Genomic DNA, 15,872 nt, shown 5'->3' on the forward strand with positions numbered 1-15,872 from the left:
GAACGATTATCGCTCATCCCGTTTTGCTGTTTAAATCATGACTTTTCGTTGATTGGGCGGCCTTTAAGCATTTTTCTCACCCACATTCTGGCGGGGTGAATTTTTTCTAACACTTCGATGGGTAAAGGCAGTGGGTCTCCCACGATTTGTGATGCCAAGGTTTCCGCTAATAGTGGCGCAGAGCATAACCCACGCGCGCCTAATCCCACCATGCAAAACAAGTTGGGATAAATCGGAACATCAGGCATCAGATCAGATCGCTTACGCAATATTTGCGGATCAAGCTCTGCATAGCCTTGTACCACAGGTTCAAATTGACACACGTTGCCCACAAACGGTAAGTGGTCACGCGTGACACTGCGAATGCCTTGGCGAGATTGATTGCCACTGGTATCGACGTCATTTGGCCAACGTTGGTTGGGAATACAGTTTTTAAGGCGTTCGCCATTACTGAGTTGAGCGTCAGGATCAAATTCATGATCAATATGACTTCTGTCATAACTTGCGCCAATACAGTGATGACCATTATTGGTATTTTGTGGTGTCATATAACCGTCGTAACACAATACGGTATTGAGCTTGGCAAGAGTGTCTGTGGTTGGAATATGGCTCACTTGGCCTTTTACTGAGGTTGCCGCGATAGGTTGTAATTGCTCAAAACGAGAAAATTGATGACCGTTCGCCACCACCACACAACCATGATGAAAACTTTGATCGCCACTGGTTAAGTTCCAGCTTTCATCTTCGGTGTTAAATACCAAGGATTTGATTTTGGTTTCAAATCTCGCGTCAAAATTTGGCTGTCGGTCTAATTCATAAATCAGCGCTTGCGTCAGTTGTTGAGGACATAACCAACCCCCGAGTGGGTAATAAATACTGTCTACATCCACTTCCAAACCAAGAGTCTCGGAAGTTTCTTCAGCGTTTAATGATTGCAATAAGCGTTCTGGGTATTGATTCAACAACATTTTATCCAGCTTGCTTTTGGCTTTGTCATTCCAAGCAAGTTGGGTAACACCACAAAAGTCATGATCAAATTCAAGCTGTTGAGAGGCTTGCTTGACTAACTGTCTTGCAAATAAAAATGCTGGTGCAAAGAAACGATTGAGTGGCGCTTCTGGCTCGGCAATCAAAGGATATAATGCGCCTTGGCGATTGCCAGATGCACCAAGTGCGGGAGTGTTGTCTTCACAATATAAAGTGACGTTTACGCCGCGACGATGTAACGCCAGAGCAAGCGTCGCACTGGCAATACCTCCACCAATGATGGCAATATTGTCTTCTGTACTGATGTGGGAAGAGGGAACGCGTTGAAACCATGGTGCGATGTTGGTTTGTGCGATTTTCTGAGTTAATGTCCCTGCTATCATTTCGCGTTTCGTGCCAAAACCTTTGACTTTTTTCATGTCAAAACCTGCATCGATTAAACCGCGACGCACAAAACCTGCCGCAGTAAATGTCGCGCAAGTGCCTTGTGATTTTGTTAACTTCGCCATGCCAGAAAAAAGTGCATCATTCCACATGTCTTGATTCTTACTTGGGGCAAAGCCATCTAAGAACCAAGCATCAACTAACCCTTCTTCATTCTGAGCTATTTTAGGCAGGCTATCGTGAATATCACCAAACCATAAGTCGAGTGTAATCATGCCATCGGCTAAGACTAAGCGATGACATTCAGGCACTGCGATAGGGTAGTGTTGTTGTAATTCCTTTGCCAAGTCAGCCAGTTCAGGCCAAGCGTGATGCGCTTTTATTAAATCGTCGATATTAACTGGGTATTTTTCAAAACTGATGAAGTGTAATTGAGTGAGCGCTGCATCTGGGGTTTGTTGTCGAAATTGCTTAAAAGCATGCCAAACAGCAAGGAAGTTCAACCCAGTTCCGAAGCCAGTTTCTGCAATCACAAAGCGAGATTTCTTAAACGTATCCCAACGTGTCGTAAGATGATTTTGTTGAATGAAGACATAACGGCTTTCTTCTAGCCCGTTAGCATTTGAGAAGTAGACATCATCAAACTGATTGGAAATAGGGGTGCCAGATTCATTCCAATCTAATTGTGCATTTCGTATTACGCTCATATTACCTGTCATTTTGTATCAATTTGGGGCTATTATATACCCAAGACACACTCAAACAAGCTAACTATGCTGGCTTCTGACGGTCGATACAATTTAAAGGTAAGCTTTTAACATTAAAGACTTTTCGGTAGCATGACTCACAACGCGATATTTTGTGTTTTAATAGTCACAAGTTAGAAACAGCAACGCAATAGTTGTGATAAAGAATCATTATTCTAGGAAAGCTGACCACTTTTACAGTTAAGTCAGTTATCATTAAGCGATTTTTGAATTATAGGAACGTCACATGAAACGAGCCGTCATCACTGGTCTAGGCATTGTATCTAGTATTGGTAATAACGTAGAAGAAGTATTAGCGTCTTTAAAAACAGGCAAATCTGGTATTACAGGTTCTGAGCAATTTAAAGAAGCAGGCCTACGCTCTCAAGTTTGGGGTGAGCTAAAAATCACACCAAGTGAGCACATTGACCGTAAACAAATGCGTTTTATGGGTGATACGGCCTCTTACGCTTACCTTGCAATGCAACAAGCGGTAGAAGATTCTAAGCTGACTGAAGAGCAAGTTTCTAATGACCGTACAGGTTTAGTGGCCGGTTCTGGTGGTATTTCATCACAAAACCAAGTGATTTCAGTAGATACAATTCGTGAAAAAGGCGTAAAGCGTGTTGGGCCTTACATGGTTCCACGTACTATGGCTTCAACGGTTTCTGCTTGCCTTGCAACACCATTTAAAATTCGCGGCGTGAACTACAGCATCAGTTCAGCATGTGCAACCTCTGCACACTGTATTGGTCATGCACTTGAGCTTATTCAATTAGGCAAACAAGATGTGGTTTTTGCCGGTGGTGGTGAAGAACTGCATTGGTCATCAGCAATGATGTTTGATGCGATGGGCGCACTATCAACTAAGTACAATGAAGAGCCAGAAAAGGCGTCTCGTACTTATGATGCAAACCGCGATGGTTTTGTTATCTCTGGCGGCGGCGGTATGGTGGTGATTGAAGAGCTTGAGCACGCACTTGCTCGTGGCGCAAAAATTTACGGCGAAATCGTCGGTTACGGCGCAACATCAGATGGCTACGACATGGTCGCTCCATCAGGTGAAGGCGCAGTACGTTGTATGAAGATGGCAATGCAAAATGTCGATTCTATCGATTACGTCAACACTCACGGTACTTCTACCCCTGTGGGTGATGTAAAAGAGTTAGGTGCTATTCAAGAAGTCTTTGGTAAAGACAGCGGCGGAAAATGCCCTGCAATCTCTGCAACCAAAGCAATGACGGGGCACGCACTAGGTGCGGCTGGCGTACATGAAGCGATTTATTCTACGCTTATGCTCGTTAATAACTTTATTGCTCCAAGCATCAACGTTGAAACGTTAGACCCAGCAGCAGAAGGTTTGGACATTGTGACCGAACCTCGCGAGCAAGAGCTGAAGACGGTAATGTCAAACAGCTTCGGTTTTGGCGGTACTAACGCCACGCTTGTGATCAAGAAATACGAAGCTTAATTGCTTTGAATTCTATTCAAGTACCAAGAATATGAATGTTAAAAAATCCTCGGCTTAGGTCGGGGATTTTTTTATGATGGCATTATTGTAAATTTCCGAGAGCTTAAAATGAAAATCATCATTGATGAAAATATGCCTTACGCCGAAGCCCTATTCAGTCAATTAGGTGAGGTAGAGATGAAGTCAGGTCGAACGCTGTGTGCGGATGATTTGGTGGATGTTGACGCACTGATGATTCGTTCGGTAACCAAAGTTAATGCCGACTTACTGGCAAAAGCCGATAAATTAAGATTTGTCGGCACTGCCACAGCGGGAATGGATCACGTTGACCAAGAGTTGCTGGCGAAAAAAGGTATCGCGTTTACTGCTGCTCCTGGCTGCAATAAAGTCGGAGTAGCCGAGTATGTGATCAGCTCTTTATTAGTGATAGCGCAGCAACAAGGTTTTTCTATCTTTGACAAAACCGTTGGGATTATTGGTGCCGGTCAAGTTGGCAGTTATTTAGCGCAATGCTTGAGCTCCATTGGCATCAAGGTGTTATTAAACGATCCTCCTAAGCAGGCCGAAGGTGATATTCGTGACTTTACGGAATTAGGCAGGCTGTTAAAGCAAGCTGACGTTATTTCGTTACATACACCAATTACTCAAACCGGTAGTCATCCCACTCATCATTTAATGAATGAGTCTACGCTTAATGATCTACGTGGCGATCAAATATTGATCAACGCTGCTCGTGGCCCCGTGGTGGATAACCAAGCTTTAAAAGATCGCTTACAACGACAAGATGGATTTACGGCAGTACTTGATGTTTTCGAACAAGAGCCTTTGGTTGATTTAGAACTTTTGCCATTGTTAGCTTTTGCCACTCCTCACATTGCAGGCTATGGTTTAGAAGGCAAAGCGCGTGGCACAACCATGATATTTAATCGCTATTGCGAGTTTCTTGGTTTAGATTTAAGGGCAAATCCGGATGACTTGCTTCCTGTCGCTCCGATCCCTCAAGTGCAATTATCAAGCGGTTGGAGTGCCGATGACGAGAAAAACCAAGCATTACTGCACAATTTGACTCAGTTGATTTATGATGTCCGCCATGATGATGCGGTTTTCCGTCGCCATATTTGCGTTAATCAAGCAGAACAACAATCCAAAGCGTTTGATATTATGCGTAAAAATTATTGGGATCGTCGTGAATACAGTGCGATTCGTTTAACCTATCATAATGAAAGTCATCAGGAAGAAGGCATGGTTGATTTGATGCCTTTGATCCAACTAGGTTACAAAAGTGGATTGTAAAGTAAGTTTTAAAAGCGAGTCATACCGTTAAGTACTGTGATCGAATACTTGGGTATTAACCAATCGCTTTATATTTTTAATTGAGGTTTCAATGAGTCAAGAATTTAACGTTGCTATTTTCGGTGCTACCGGTGCGGTAGGCGAAGCCATGCTAGAAGTTTTACAAGATCGTAAATTTCCAGTAGGTGATCTTTACCTATTAGCCAGTGAGCGTAGTGAAGGGAAGACCTATCGTTTTAATGGCAAAACAATTCGAGTACAAAACGTTGAAGAGTTCGATTGGACACAAGTTCATATTGCTCTGTTTTCTGCGGGCGCTGAATTGTCTGAAAAATGGGCACCAATTGCGGCAGATGAAGGCGTAGTGGTTATCGATAATACATCACAGTTCCGTTATGACTTTGATATTCCGTTAGTTATTCCAGAAGTGAACCCAGAAGCCATTGCAGAGTTTCGTAACCGCAACATCATTGCGAACCCAAATTGTTCGACTATCCAAATGCTTGTAGCACTAAAGCCGATTCATGATGCCGTTGGCATTGAACGGATTAATGTTTCGACTTATCAGTCCGTATCTGGCGCGGGTAAATCAGGCATTGATGAATTGGCTGGTCAAACAGCAAAGTTACTCAATGGTTTACCTGCAGAAACATCGGCTTTTACACAGCAAATTGCTTTTAACTGCATTCCACAGATTGATGTCATGATGGAAAACGGCTACACCAAAGAAGAAATGAAAATGGTGTGGGAAACCCAAAAAATCTTTAACGACCCATCGATTCAAGTGAATCCAACTTGCGTCCGTGTTCCTGTATTTTTTGGTCATGCAGAATCTTTGCATGTTGAAACTCAAGCACCAATCGATGCTGAGCAAGTGATGGAATTATTTGAAAATACAGATGGTATTGAACTGTTCCGTGATGCGGATTATCCAACGCAAGTGCGTGATGCTGCAGGTAAAGACACGGTATTAGTCGGTCGCGTTCGTAATGATATTAGCCATCACAGTGGTATTAATATGTGGGTGGTTGCAGATAATGTACGTAAAGGTGCAGCAACCAATGCTGTTCAAATTGCTGAAGTATTAATTCGTGATTATTTTTAATTGCTGATTTAATTCACTGGTAGCGACAATGAAGATAAGCTCCATACGTTTGTATGGGGCTTTTTTATTATGTCTTTTGCCCTGAAAGTGCAGACTGGCAGAGAAAATTAACATCCGATCAGGTTATTAAATAAAAAACCTTGTGAAATGGGCGTTTTTTGTCATCATCACTACCCGAAGTGGGTCATTATCCTATATATTTAAATTTCTTGATTAAACCGTTGGATTAGCCGAATTTTATGCGTCGTACTTTCAAGCATTTTATAACCCCAGTGACATTGTTAATGTTGACGCAAATGTCAGTTGCCTGTGCAGATGACAGCGATGCATCATATACAAAATCTGTGGTGCAAAGTCATATTACGAATACAGAGAGTAGCGATCATGCAACAAGTCTTGCGGCCTCTGACAGTATTTCGTTAAATCAAACACATAAAATTGCTGAAACCTATGGTCCAACAGGTGAAAATGAAACTCTGTGGTCAATAGCCAAAGAATACCGACCAAGTAAATCAGTTTCGATTCCGCAAGTAGTACTCGCTACTTACAAACTCAATGATAAAGCTTTTGAAGATCATAATATTCATGGTTTGATTTCAGGCAGCATGTTGAGATTGCCGACGGTATCTTTTATAAAAGAAAGTACTACACAAGAAGCCAATTTGGTTTTAGAACAAGATTTACAGCGCGTGATTCCTTCTCAAGTGGATTTATCAGTATCGCCGCCTCCTCCTGCTACACTTGAAGATTACGAGCCTAAATCGCCACAAGAGATACCGCCAGCTGAATCAACTGAACCTGCTGTTATTGATGAACAAGAAACCTTGCCGAGTGTTTTAGAGAATGAAAACGTTGATAGTGACGCAGCTTCATTATCACAAGAAACACAAGTGGATATCCAGAAACAACCACAGCCTGCTCAAGATGCAGTTCAACAAGATGCAGTTCAACAAGATGCACAAGAACCAGTATCTGTAACACCAACACAAGAGCAAGCATTAAAAGAAGCTCCAGAAGTGGTGCAAGAAGCAGCCAGTGTATTAGAAAAAGATAATGAACAAATAGAACTGAATAAAGTTGAGGAAATGAACACTCGTTTAACGGTTGAGTTAGGTAAGATTCAACAGCAGTTAGATGAGTTGAAAAATACCTTAAGCAACGACGAATTAACAAGGTCAAAAGAAACACAAGAAAGGCCAGCTACATTTAATATTGATTCCCCACAAGCTTTTCTAACCATCGCAAATCAACAGCCTTGGTTGTGGATTATTTTATTGTTACCGGTTCTTTTGCTATTGCTTATCATCAAAATGGTATTTTTCCGTCAATCGAACTTGCCACCAGAACCTGAGCAATTAACCTCAGCAGCAAAAGAACAAGAACCCACCCTTATTCCGGTTGTACCCACATTGGGGAATGATAATAATTCTCCAGAAACAGAAACAGAAACAGAAACAGAAATAACGCAATATTCTGATGACGATCTACCGGTTTACAGTGAAGATGAAGCAAGGCTTGATGCACAACAAGAGCCAGAGTCTTTTGAGATAGAAAGTACAAGTAGCGTTAATGATATTCCCGAAATACATGAATTTGAAGAGGCGCTTGTTGTTGCAACGCCGCCAATAGCTGACGAACAATCAACACAATCATTGGATGTCAATACTGACACACAATTTCATGCCATCGATGACATATTAGAACTGTCGAATGTTGAGTCAGTGAGTGGTATTGATAAAGATCCTGATTTAGATGTTGGCCTTAATGAGTTTCCTGATGTATTGAGTGATGTGAAAGTTTTAGATGTGGATATCGACGCTGAAATGAATGGCAATTTAGACCTTGCCAAAGTGTTTATTGAGATGGACGATTTATCTTCAGCCAAGAAATTAATCAATGAAGTATTGAAAAAAGGGGATGAAAGATTGCAATCTGAGGCTCGAAAATTACTTCAACTTATCCCGTGATGGTTGAGAGTTTGATAAGGCGGCTTTTGAGTCGCCTTTTTCTTTTTAGGCGAAGAGTATATACTTTGCCCCCGTTTTCTAGATGTAGCAAAGAGTAACTGAAATGCGTATTGCTTTAGGTGTGGAATATGATGGCAGCAAACTTCATGGCTGGCAGAGACAAAATGATGTGATCAGTGTGCAAGAGCACTTAGAAAAAGCATTATCAGTTATTGCTAATCATCCTGTGAATGTTATTTGTGCAGGCAGAACGGATGCTGGCGTACATGGCACTGGGCAAGTGGTTCACTTTGATACTGATTCAGACCGTAAGTTAGTGGCTTGGACATTAGGTGTAAATGCGAAGTTGCCAAGCAGTGTTGTCGTGACTTGGGCGCATGAGGTTTCTGATGAGTTCCATGCTCGCTTTAGCGCTACGGCTCGTCGATACCGTTATATTATTTATAATAACTCACTTCGCCCAGCCATTTTATCTTCAGGCGTCAGCCACTATCATACTCCGCTTGATGAGCAAAAAATGCATGAAGCAGCACAGTGTCTGTTAGGTGAACATGATTTCACATCTTTTCGCGCAACGCATTGCCAAGCACATAGCCCATGGCGCAGCATTATGCATTTGAATGTGACTCGAAAAGGGCAATATGTCGTGGTTGATGTTAAAGCCAACGCCTTTCTTCATCACATGGTGCGTAATATTGTAGGCAGTTTGATTAAGGTCGGAACCGGTGAAATGTCTCCAGACTGGATACAATGGGTGTTAGATCAAAAAGATCGACGCAGTGCTGGAACGACGGCTAAACCTGGTGGCTTATATCTTGTCGATGTGGATTACCCAGAAAGCTTTGAATTACCTAGATTACCGGTAGGGCCTCACTTTTTCCCTGCAGATTAGTTGGTTTTTTTTCACATTGTTATTACACTAGCGTGATAACTATTTTATATAGTTGATAATGGCTTATATTTATCGGGTTGTATTGCTAGTTTTTTAACCAAAAATGAGCGTTAACCTTTACCGCAAAAGTTGGCAAATATAGGTACAACCAGTTTTTTATCTACACTGCGGGTATTATGTGTTTTAATCTCCTCGCATTTATTTCTCACATTCTCATCTCTCGCAATACAGCGGGGGATCTAGCTAAAAGGTCTTCCCATGAGTTGGCTTGAAAAAATTTTTACAACAACAAACATTGTTAGCTCTCGTAAAGCATCTATCCCAGAAGGGATTTGGACGAAATGTTCATCTTGTGAGCAAGTCTTATACCAAGCTGAAGTAGAGCGTAATTTAGAAGTTTGTCCTAAATGTGACCATCACATGCGCATGAAGGGGCGTCGCCGTCTAGAAACATTTTTAGATGCTGGTACACAGGTTGAAATTGGTCAGGAGCTTGAACCTCAAGATAAGTTGAAGTTTAAAGACTCAAAACGTTATAAAGATCGTATTTCTGCTGCGCAAAAAGCAAGCGGAGAGACGGATGCATTAATCGCAATGAAAGGTGAGCTATTAGGCATGCCATTGGTTGCTTGTGCATTTGAATTCTCGTTTATGGGCGGTTCAATGGGTTCAGTCGTTGGCGCTCGCTTTGTACGTGCGGTAGATGCTGCGATTGAAAATAACTGTGGTTTAGTGTGTTTCTCTGCCAGTGGCGGTGCACGCATGCAAGAAGCCTTAATGTCTTTAATGCAGATGGCGAAAACCAGTGCGGCACTTGAACGCTTATCCCAAAAGGGTCTGCCATTTATTTCCGTTTTAACTGACCCTACAATGGGTGGTGTTTCGGCAAGTCTTGCGATGTTAGGTGATGTGAATATAGGCGAACCTAAAGCATTGATCGGTTTTGCTGGTCGTCGCGTTATTGAGCAAACGGTACGTGAAAACCTTCCTGAAGGCTTCCAACGTAGTGAGTTTCTGCTTGACCATGGCGCAATTGACATGATTGTTGACCGTCGTGAAATGCGTCAACGTATTGGTGGCTTAGTGGCTAAAATGACGAATTATCAATCGCCACTTGTGGTTTCGGTTGATGATGAACCTGTTTACGAAGTGCCTGTTGCCGATAAGAAGTAAATCTCATTAAAGTATGCAGTGGATTGCTGCTTTATGCATAAAAGCTAAAAGCAGCAAATTAATGATGACTTATTTGTACAGTATGTAGAGATAGAATGAGTTCAGCGTTTAATGAGCAAACATAATTCCCCGGAAGCCACATCACCAATGTCGATGTGGCTTCACTATTTAGAAAATATACACACAAGTGCTATTGATCTTGGTTTAGACCGAGTCTCTAAAGTGGCACAACAAGCCAACCTCACCAAGCCAGCTCCAACAGTCATTACGGTTGCCGGAACTAATGGCAAAGGCTCAACCTGCGCATTGATGGAAGCTATCTTACTTGATGCGGGTTATCGCGTCGGTGTTTATAGTTCTCCCCATTTAATTGAATATAACGAACGAGTTCGTATTAACGGGCGTAATGCTTCGGATGAACAGCACACACAAGCTTTTTCGTTTATAGAGCAAAGCCGTGCGGATATCAGTTTGAGCTTTTTTGAATTTGGTACGCTAGCTGCTTTGCGAATTTTTCAAGTCGAGCAAGTTGACGTGATCTTACTTGAAGTTGGATTAGGTGGGCGTTTAGATGCCACCAACGTTGTTGACCATGATGTATCCATTATCACGAGTCTTGCCATTGATCATGTTGATTGGTTAGGCAGTGATATCAATGTCATAGGTTTTGAAAAAGCCGGTATTTTCCGCTCGGGTCGACCTGCGATTTGTGGCCAACCTAATGCGCCTTATACGGTTGCCGCTCATGCCGATGACATCAATGCCCAATTGCATCAAGTGGGTGTTCAATATACCTATCAACTTGATACAAACTCACGTAATCGTTGGCATTGGCAGTGTGGCGCGTTTGATTTAAAAGATTTACCAGTCCCAAGTTTACCATTAGCGAATGCGGCAACGGCTTTGATGGCATTAAGCACCTCTGGTTTAGAGATTAGTGATATCAATATCGTTAATGGTCTTAACCAAGCTCAATTAGCTGGTCGTATGCAAGTGCTTTCGACAGAGCCTACAATATTACTCGATGTGGCACATAACCCTCACTCAGCAGAATACTTAGTCGGTCAGTTGCATCAGCGCTATCCAAATAAAAAAATTCATGCTGTGGTTGCGATGCTGCATGATAAAGATATTAAAAGTACGTTAGATGTTTTATCTTCATCGGTGGATTATTGGTATCCAGCGTCATTGCATGGCCCTCGCGCCGCACAAGTGGATGAAATATGCCAATACTTGCCGCAAGTAGAGACAGGTTTTAATACGCCTGTGGAAGCCTTTATTCATGCACAAGATCAAGCTCAAGCAGATGATATATTGCTTGTGGTTGGATCTTTTCATACTGTAGGTGAAGTATTGCAGCATTGGCAGAAGAACAACAAAAATTAAGGTAGGAGTCAAAATGGCCAGTAAGTTTCAAAGCCGTTTAATCGGCACTGTGATTCTCGTCGCTATTGGTGTGATTGTGTTACCTGATGTCTTTGATGGACAAAAAAAACATTATCAAGAAGAATTTGCCGCAATCCCTATTAAGCCGAGTGATGAGATTGATGAAACCGGTGATAATGACCAAGTAAAAGAGCCGGTTCAGCTTGATGTTGCTTTACCAAAAGAACCAGTTGCTGCGGTGACAGTTTCAGCCGGACAAGCCAAATCATCGGAACAAGCGTCATCGCCAGAAAAAGATCAGCCAGTAGAGGAATTGAAAGAGGTCGCATCGACGCAAGTTGATCGACCTGAAAAAGAAGACCAAGTGGAAGTCAAAGCGGTTCCTGTTCGTGAAACGAATCGTTATGACAGTAACGCCTGGATTATTCAGTTGGTCGCACTGAAAAATCAAGATAACGCTAAAAAGTTGGTAGATGATCTACAAAAACGTGGCTTCCAAGCGCACTTGAAACCAGATAGTGGCGTCTCTCGTGTGATTATTGGTCCTGATGTTTCAAAAGAAAATTTGGAACAACAGATTGATAAGCTGCAAAAAATTACCGGTCTAAAAGGTCAACTGCAGACTTTTAAGCCACTTAATCCATAAGAAAACGTTTGCGTCGCGCTTTTTTCTGTTAAAATGCGCGCCAACTTAAGATGTACATTTTATGATTTGGATAGATTTTGTCATTTTAGGGGTGATCGGCTTTTCTGCTTTGATCAGCTTAGTTCGTGGTTTTGTTAAAGAAGCTTTGTCTTTAGTTATTTGGTTTGGCGCATTTTTTATCGCCACTCGTTACTATTTGAAATTGGCGGCTTACTTTACCAACATTGAAAACGATATGATTCGTAATGGTGCGGCATTAGGTGCCTTGTTTGTCGCCACGTTAGTGGTTGGCGCCTTGGTGAATTACGTGATTGGCCAGTTAGTACAAAAAACTGGTTTATCCGGTACAGACCGAGTGTTAGGTATTGTTTTTGGCGCACTACGTGGCGTTTTGATCATTGCTGTCGTTCTCTTTTTTATGGATGCGTTTACCGCATTCCCGAATTCACAGTGGTGGAAAGACTCTCAATTAATTCCGCAATTTAGCCGGATAATTGCACCGTTTTTCGATCATCTGAAACAAACATCAAGCTTTTTAACGGGCGCATCACTATAGAAATATAGGATAGCGCCAGTGCTTTGCTAACCGAGGGTTAAGACATGTGTGGTATTGTTGGAATCGTAGGTGTAACGCCTGTCAATCAATCGATTTATGACGCGTTAACGGTATTGCAGCATCGTGGCCAAGATGCAGCAGGTATTATTACCATAGATAGCAATCGTTTTCGTCTGCGTAAAGCCAATGGACTTGTGAAAGATGTGTTTGAAGTTAAACACATGAAACGTTTGCAAGGAACAGTTGGTGTTGGGCATGTTCGTTACCCAACAGCAGGAAGCTCAAGTGCTTCTGAAGCGCAACCATTCTACGTAAACTCACCTTATGGAATTACTCTTGCACATAACGGTAACTTGACTAACGCAAATGACATTCGTCAGTGGTTATTTGAGCAAGGCCGTCGTCATGTGAATACCACGTCAGACTCTGAAGTGTTATTAAACATCTTGGCACAAGAGATTGATGTATCTGAGCATTACCCACTGACTCAAGTAGATGTCTTTAACGCGATTAAGAAAGTACACACTATTGTTAAAGGTGCTTATGCAGTTGCAGCAATGATCATTGGTCATGGTATGGTCGCGTTTCGTGATCCAAATGGCATTCGCCCGTTATGTTTGGGTAAACGTGAAGTTGAAGGCCGTACAGAATACATGGTGGCTTCTGAGTCAGTTGCACTTGATGCTGTTGGTTTTGACTTTGTACGTGATGTCGCACCAGGTGAAGCGATTTACGCGACCTTTGATGGACAGTTGTTCAGTGAGCAGTGTGCAGAAGACCCAAAATTAAACCCATGTATTTTTGAGTTTGTTTATTTTGCACGTCCAGATTCTTTTATCGATAAAATTTCGGTATACAGTGCACGCCTTGAAATGGGCAAAAAGCTTGGTGAGAAAATTAAGCGTGAATGGGATGATCTGGATATCGATGTGGTTATTCCTATCCCTGAAACTTCATGTGATATCGCATTAGAAATTGCGCAATTGATCAATAAACCTTACCGCCAAGGTTTTGTTAAAAACCGTTATGTTGGTCGTACCTTCATTATGCCGGGTCAACAACAACGTAAGAAATCAGTTCGCCGTAAACTGAATGCAATTCGTTCAGAGTTTAAAGGTAAGAATGTTCTGTTGGTTGATGATTCCATTGTTCGTGGCACGACATCAGAGCAGATCATCGAGATGGCTCGTGACTCGGGTGCGAAGAATGTTTATATGGTATCAGCGGCTCCTGAAGTCCGTTTCCCTAACGTGTATGGTATTGATATGCCAAGTGCGAATGAGTTAATTGCGCATGGTCGTGAAACGGATGAAATTTGCAAAATGATTGGTGCGGATGCATTGATGTTCCAAGATATTGATGACTTAGTGTCAGCAGTTGGTATTGGTAACCCGTCGGTAAGTGAATTTGAAACGTCAGTATTCAGTGGTCAGTATGTGACTGGTGATATCGACCAAACTTATTTAGACCTTATCGATGCAATACGCAATGATGATGCAAAATTAGATCGTGATATGCAGGTGGACTTAGCTAACCTTGAGATGCATAACGAAGGAGCGTAATCTCTTTTATTCTCACTTTGAAAAACCAGAGCCTTAGAGTTCTGGTTTTTTTATGCCTATTCTAAAAGAGTCAGCTCAGAGAATAAGGCTAAAATGACCATCTGATTGAACTATCTGGGTTGCCATGCGAAAAGTGAGTAATAGGGTTAAGAAGGGGGGAGGTATGGGAAAACGGTTACTGATGAGATATCGATTATTTATCGTAGCAATGCCACTTTTATGCAGTTTCTCTGTATTGGCAGAAATTGAGCCTTGGCAACCTTATAAGCAAGAATCTGGCATTTTTATTAGCCAACGTGAGCATGACAATGGTCTAGTGGAAATCCGCGCCACGACAGAAATATCGACCAGTTTAAGTTCGTTTTTATTTTTATTACAAGATGTCGACAGAGCTCCACAATGGCTTGATGGCATTGAAAAAACACAAGTCCTTCAACAAATCACACCAGACAAAAATATAGTTTACACATTATTTCGTGCTCCTTGGCCAGTCAAAGATAGAGACATGGTGACCTTTTCACAGTTTTATCAAACCAGCTCAAATCAGTTTGCGATAGAAATAAAATCTGACGATGCTTACCTCCCGAATCAAGATGGAAGAATCCGTATCCGAGATGTGAATGCGATGTGGATTTTGACCAAACTAGATAATGGAAAAACAAAGATTGATTATGAAGCTTATGCTGATCCTGGCGGAATATTGCCTACTTGGCTCGTGAATGATTTAGCGAGAAAAGGGGCATTAAAGACATTTCAAAACCTGAAACAGATTTTGCCAGAGTATCAAAAAAAGCAGCATCCAGATTTATTAATGGAAGAGGAATTTAAGGTAAGTAAATAAGGCGATGCCGTGAAGATATCATCACAGCATAGCTATTAAGGGGGGGGTTATAATACGTCGTGTTGAGCAATAAAATCAATCAACAAACGCACCTTTTCGGGTTGATGATTTTTATGATTATATAACATGTAGATATCACGGGAGTTTGCGCTCCAATCATCCAGCACTCGGACTAATCGACCTTCGTGTAAGTAGGCTTCAACCATCACATCGGGCATTAAGCTAATTCCTAAACCATAGGTGCAGGCCTTGCGAACAACATTTAATTCACTTGCTTCAAGTCGACCTTTCTCATTGATGGTCACTTGTTCACCGTGAGAATTATTCAACTGCCATTTTACTAAAGGTAAGCCTTTTAAGAGTGCGTGATGACGTAAATCTTCTGCATGATTAAGATCACCACAATCTGCAAGATATTTAGGACTTGCCACCAGTACATCTTTAACTTGGTTTATTTTACGAGCAATCAGGCTTGAATCTCGTTGTGGGCCTACGCGAAAGATCACATCCCACTCAGTTGGGTCAAGTTGGTCAGCATGATTGGTCATGGATAATTCAATACGAATATCAGGGTATTTTGCCATAAACTCATTCAGCATTGGCATGATCATTCGTTTAGCTGTATTTGACGGGGCCGAAATACGTAACTTGCCAGATGCACCGCGACACTCATCGGAAATGTTTTCTGTCGTTTCTGCTAAGCTTTTAAGTAAAGGTGAGCATTCATCGTAAAAACGTTGGCCGGCTTCGGTTAATGACAGCTTACGAGCATTACGGTTAAGTAGCCTTAGATTGACAGCTTCTTCAAGCGCTTGAATGCGTCGAGTAATCGTCGCAACGGGGGTAGAAGATCGGAAGAGCGG

The 15,872-nt window shown here is 42.0% G+C and carries 13 protein-coding genes; 11 read left to right on the top strand and 2 right to left on the bottom strand.

Features of this window, described 5'->3' with window-relative positions; all coding sequences use genetic code 11:
• Positions 1-35: 35 nt before the first annotated feature.
• Complete coding sequence (gene mnmC, locus A1QC_RS12145; RefSeq protein WP_026025910.1) at positions 36-2,078, bottom strand: bifunctional tRNA (5-methylaminomethyl-2-thiouridine)(34)-methyltransferase MnmD/FAD-dependent 5-carboxymethylaminomethyl-2-thiouridine(34) oxidoreductase MnmC; 2,043 nt, start codon at positions 2,076-2,078, stop codon at positions 36-38.
• Positions 2,079-2,364: 286 nt separating this feature from the next.
• Here mnmC and fabB point away from each other — a divergent pair, with 286 nt between their 5' ends.
• From fabB to A1QC_RS12200, 11 genes are all read left to right on the top strand, one after another.
• Positions 2,365-3,588 (top strand): beta-ketoacyl-ACP synthase I, encoded by a 1,224-nt coding sequence (gene fabB / locus A1QC_RS12150; RefSeq protein ID WP_017025812.1) that lies wholly within the window; start codon positions 2,365-2,367, stop codon positions 3,586-3,588.
• Between the two features lie 108 nt (positions 3,589-3,696).
• Positions 3,697-4,881: a 4-phosphoerythronate dehydrogenase gene (locus A1QC_RS12155; protein WP_017025813.1), complete on the top strand. Its 1,185-nt coding sequence runs from the start codon at positions 3,697-3,699 to the stop codon at positions 4,879-4,881.
• 91 nt (positions 4,882-4,972) lie between these two features.
• Positions 4,973-5,986, top strand: a complete 1,014-nt coding sequence (locus A1QC_RS12160) for an aspartate-semialdehyde dehydrogenase (protein WP_017025814.1) — start codon at positions 4,973-4,975, stop codon at positions 5,984-5,986.
• Between the two features lie 239 nt (positions 5,987-6,225).
• Entirely contained in the window at positions 6,226-7,953 is a 1,728-nt protein-coding gene (locus tag A1QC_RS12165) for a FimV/HubP family polar landmark protein (protein WP_017025815.1), read from the top strand.
• Positions 7,954-8,056: 103 nt separating this feature from the next.
• The gene (truA, locus tag A1QC_RS12170; RefSeq protein WP_017025816.1) at positions 8,057-8,845 is read left to right on the top strand and encodes a tRNA pseudouridine(38-40) synthase TruA; all 789 of its coding nucleotides are present in this window, start codon (positions 8,057-8,059) and stop codon (positions 8,843-8,845) included.
• 258 nt (positions 8,846-9,103) lie between these two features.
• On the top strand, positions 9,104-10,018 hold the full coding sequence (gene accD / locus A1QC_RS12175; protein ID WP_017025817.1) for an acetyl-CoA carboxylase, carboxyltransferase subunit beta: 915 nt from the start codon (positions 9,104-9,106) through the stop codon (positions 10,016-10,018).
• Between the two features lie 111 nt (positions 10,019-10,129).
• Complete coding sequence (folC, locus tag A1QC_RS12180) at positions 10,130-11,404, top strand: bifunctional tetrahydrofolate synthase/dihydrofolate synthase (protein WP_017025818.1); 1,275 nt, start codon at positions 10,130-10,132, stop codon at positions 11,402-11,404.
• Positions 11,405-11,417: 13 nt separating this feature from the next.
• Entirely contained in the window at positions 11,418-12,050 is a 633-nt protein-coding gene (locus A1QC_RS12185; RefSeq protein ID WP_017025819.1) for an SPOR domain-containing protein, read from the top strand.
• Between the two features lie 61 nt (positions 12,051-12,111).
• Positions 12,112-12,606 carry a CvpA family protein gene (locus tag A1QC_RS12190; RefSeq protein ID WP_017025820.1) on the top strand — a complete coding sequence of 165 codons (495 nt, stop codon included), beginning with the start codon at positions 12,112-12,114 and terminating at the stop codon, positions 12,604-12,606.
• A gap of 44 nt (positions 12,607-12,650) precedes the next feature.
• Positions 12,651-14,168 carry an amidophosphoribosyltransferase gene (gene purF, locus A1QC_RS12195; RefSeq protein WP_017025821.1) on the top strand — a complete coding sequence of 506 codons (1,518 nt, stop codon included), beginning with the start codon at positions 12,651-12,653 and terminating at the stop codon, positions 14,166-14,168.
• Between the two features lie 163 nt (positions 14,169-14,331).
• Positions 14,332-15,009, top strand: coding sequence for an START domain-containing protein (locus A1QC_RS12200; RefSeq protein WP_017025822.1), 678 nt, complete (start codon positions 14,332-14,334; stop codon positions 15,007-15,009).
• A 47-nt stretch (positions 15,010-15,056) separates the two neighbouring features.
• On the opposite strand, the gene A1QC_RS12205 is transcribed toward A1QC_RS12200, so the two are convergent.
• The coding region (locus A1QC_RS12205) for a LysR family transcriptional regulator (protein ID WP_017025823.1) at positions 15,057-15,872 on the bottom strand (816 nt) is incomplete at its 5' end.

Origin of the sequence: Vibrio rumoiensis 1S-45 (genome assembly GCF_000286955.2) — a bacterium.
GTDB classification, from domain to species: domain Bacteria; phylum Pseudomonadota; class Gammaproteobacteria; order Enterobacterales; family Vibrionaceae; genus Vibrio; species Vibrio rumoiensis_A.

Excerpts from the sequence above, each read along its gene's own strand:
- mnmC (WP_026025910.1), bottom strand. The coding sequence starts at position 2,078 with ATGAGCGTAATACGAAATGCACAATTAGATTGGAATGAATCTGGCACC.
- fabB (WP_017025812.1), top strand. The coding sequence starts at position 2,365 with ATGAAACGAGCCGTCATCACTGGTCTAGGCATTGTATCTAGTATTGGT.
- A1QC_RS12155 (WP_017025813.1), top strand. The coding sequence starts at position 3,697 with ATGAAAATCATCATTGATGAAAATATGCCTTACGCCGAAGCCCTATTC.
- A1QC_RS12160 (WP_017025814.1), top strand. The coding sequence starts at position 4,973 with ATGAGTCAAGAATTTAACGTTGCTATTTTCGGTGCTACCGGTGCGGTA.
- A1QC_RS12165 (WP_017025815.1), top strand. The coding sequence starts at position 6,226 with ATGCGTCGTACTTTCAAGCATTTTATAACCCCAGTGACATTGTTAATG.
- truA (WP_017025816.1), top strand. The coding sequence starts at position 8,057 with ATGCGTATTGCTTTAGGTGTGGAATATGATGGCAGCAAACTTCATGGC.
- accD (WP_017025817.1), top strand. The coding sequence starts at position 9,104 with ATGAGTTGGCTTGAAAAAATTTTTACAACAACAAACATTGTTAGCTCT.
- folC (WP_017025818.1), top strand. The coding sequence starts at position 10,130 with ATGAGCAAACATAATTCCCCGGAAGCCACATCACCAATGTCGATGTGG.
- A1QC_RS12185 (WP_017025819.1), top strand. The coding sequence starts at position 11,418 with ATGGCCAGTAAGTTTCAAAGCCGTTTAATCGGCACTGTGATTCTCGTC.
- A1QC_RS12190 (WP_017025820.1), top strand. The coding sequence starts at position 12,112 with ATGATTTGGATAGATTTTGTCATTTTAGGGGTGATCGGCTTTTCTGCT.
- purF (WP_017025821.1), top strand. The coding sequence starts at position 12,651 with ATGTGTGGTATTGTTGGAATCGTAGGTGTAACGCCTGTCAATCAATCG.
- A1QC_RS12200 (WP_017025822.1), top strand. The coding sequence starts at position 14,332 with ATGGGAAAACGGTTACTGATGAGATATCGATTATTTATCGTAGCAATG.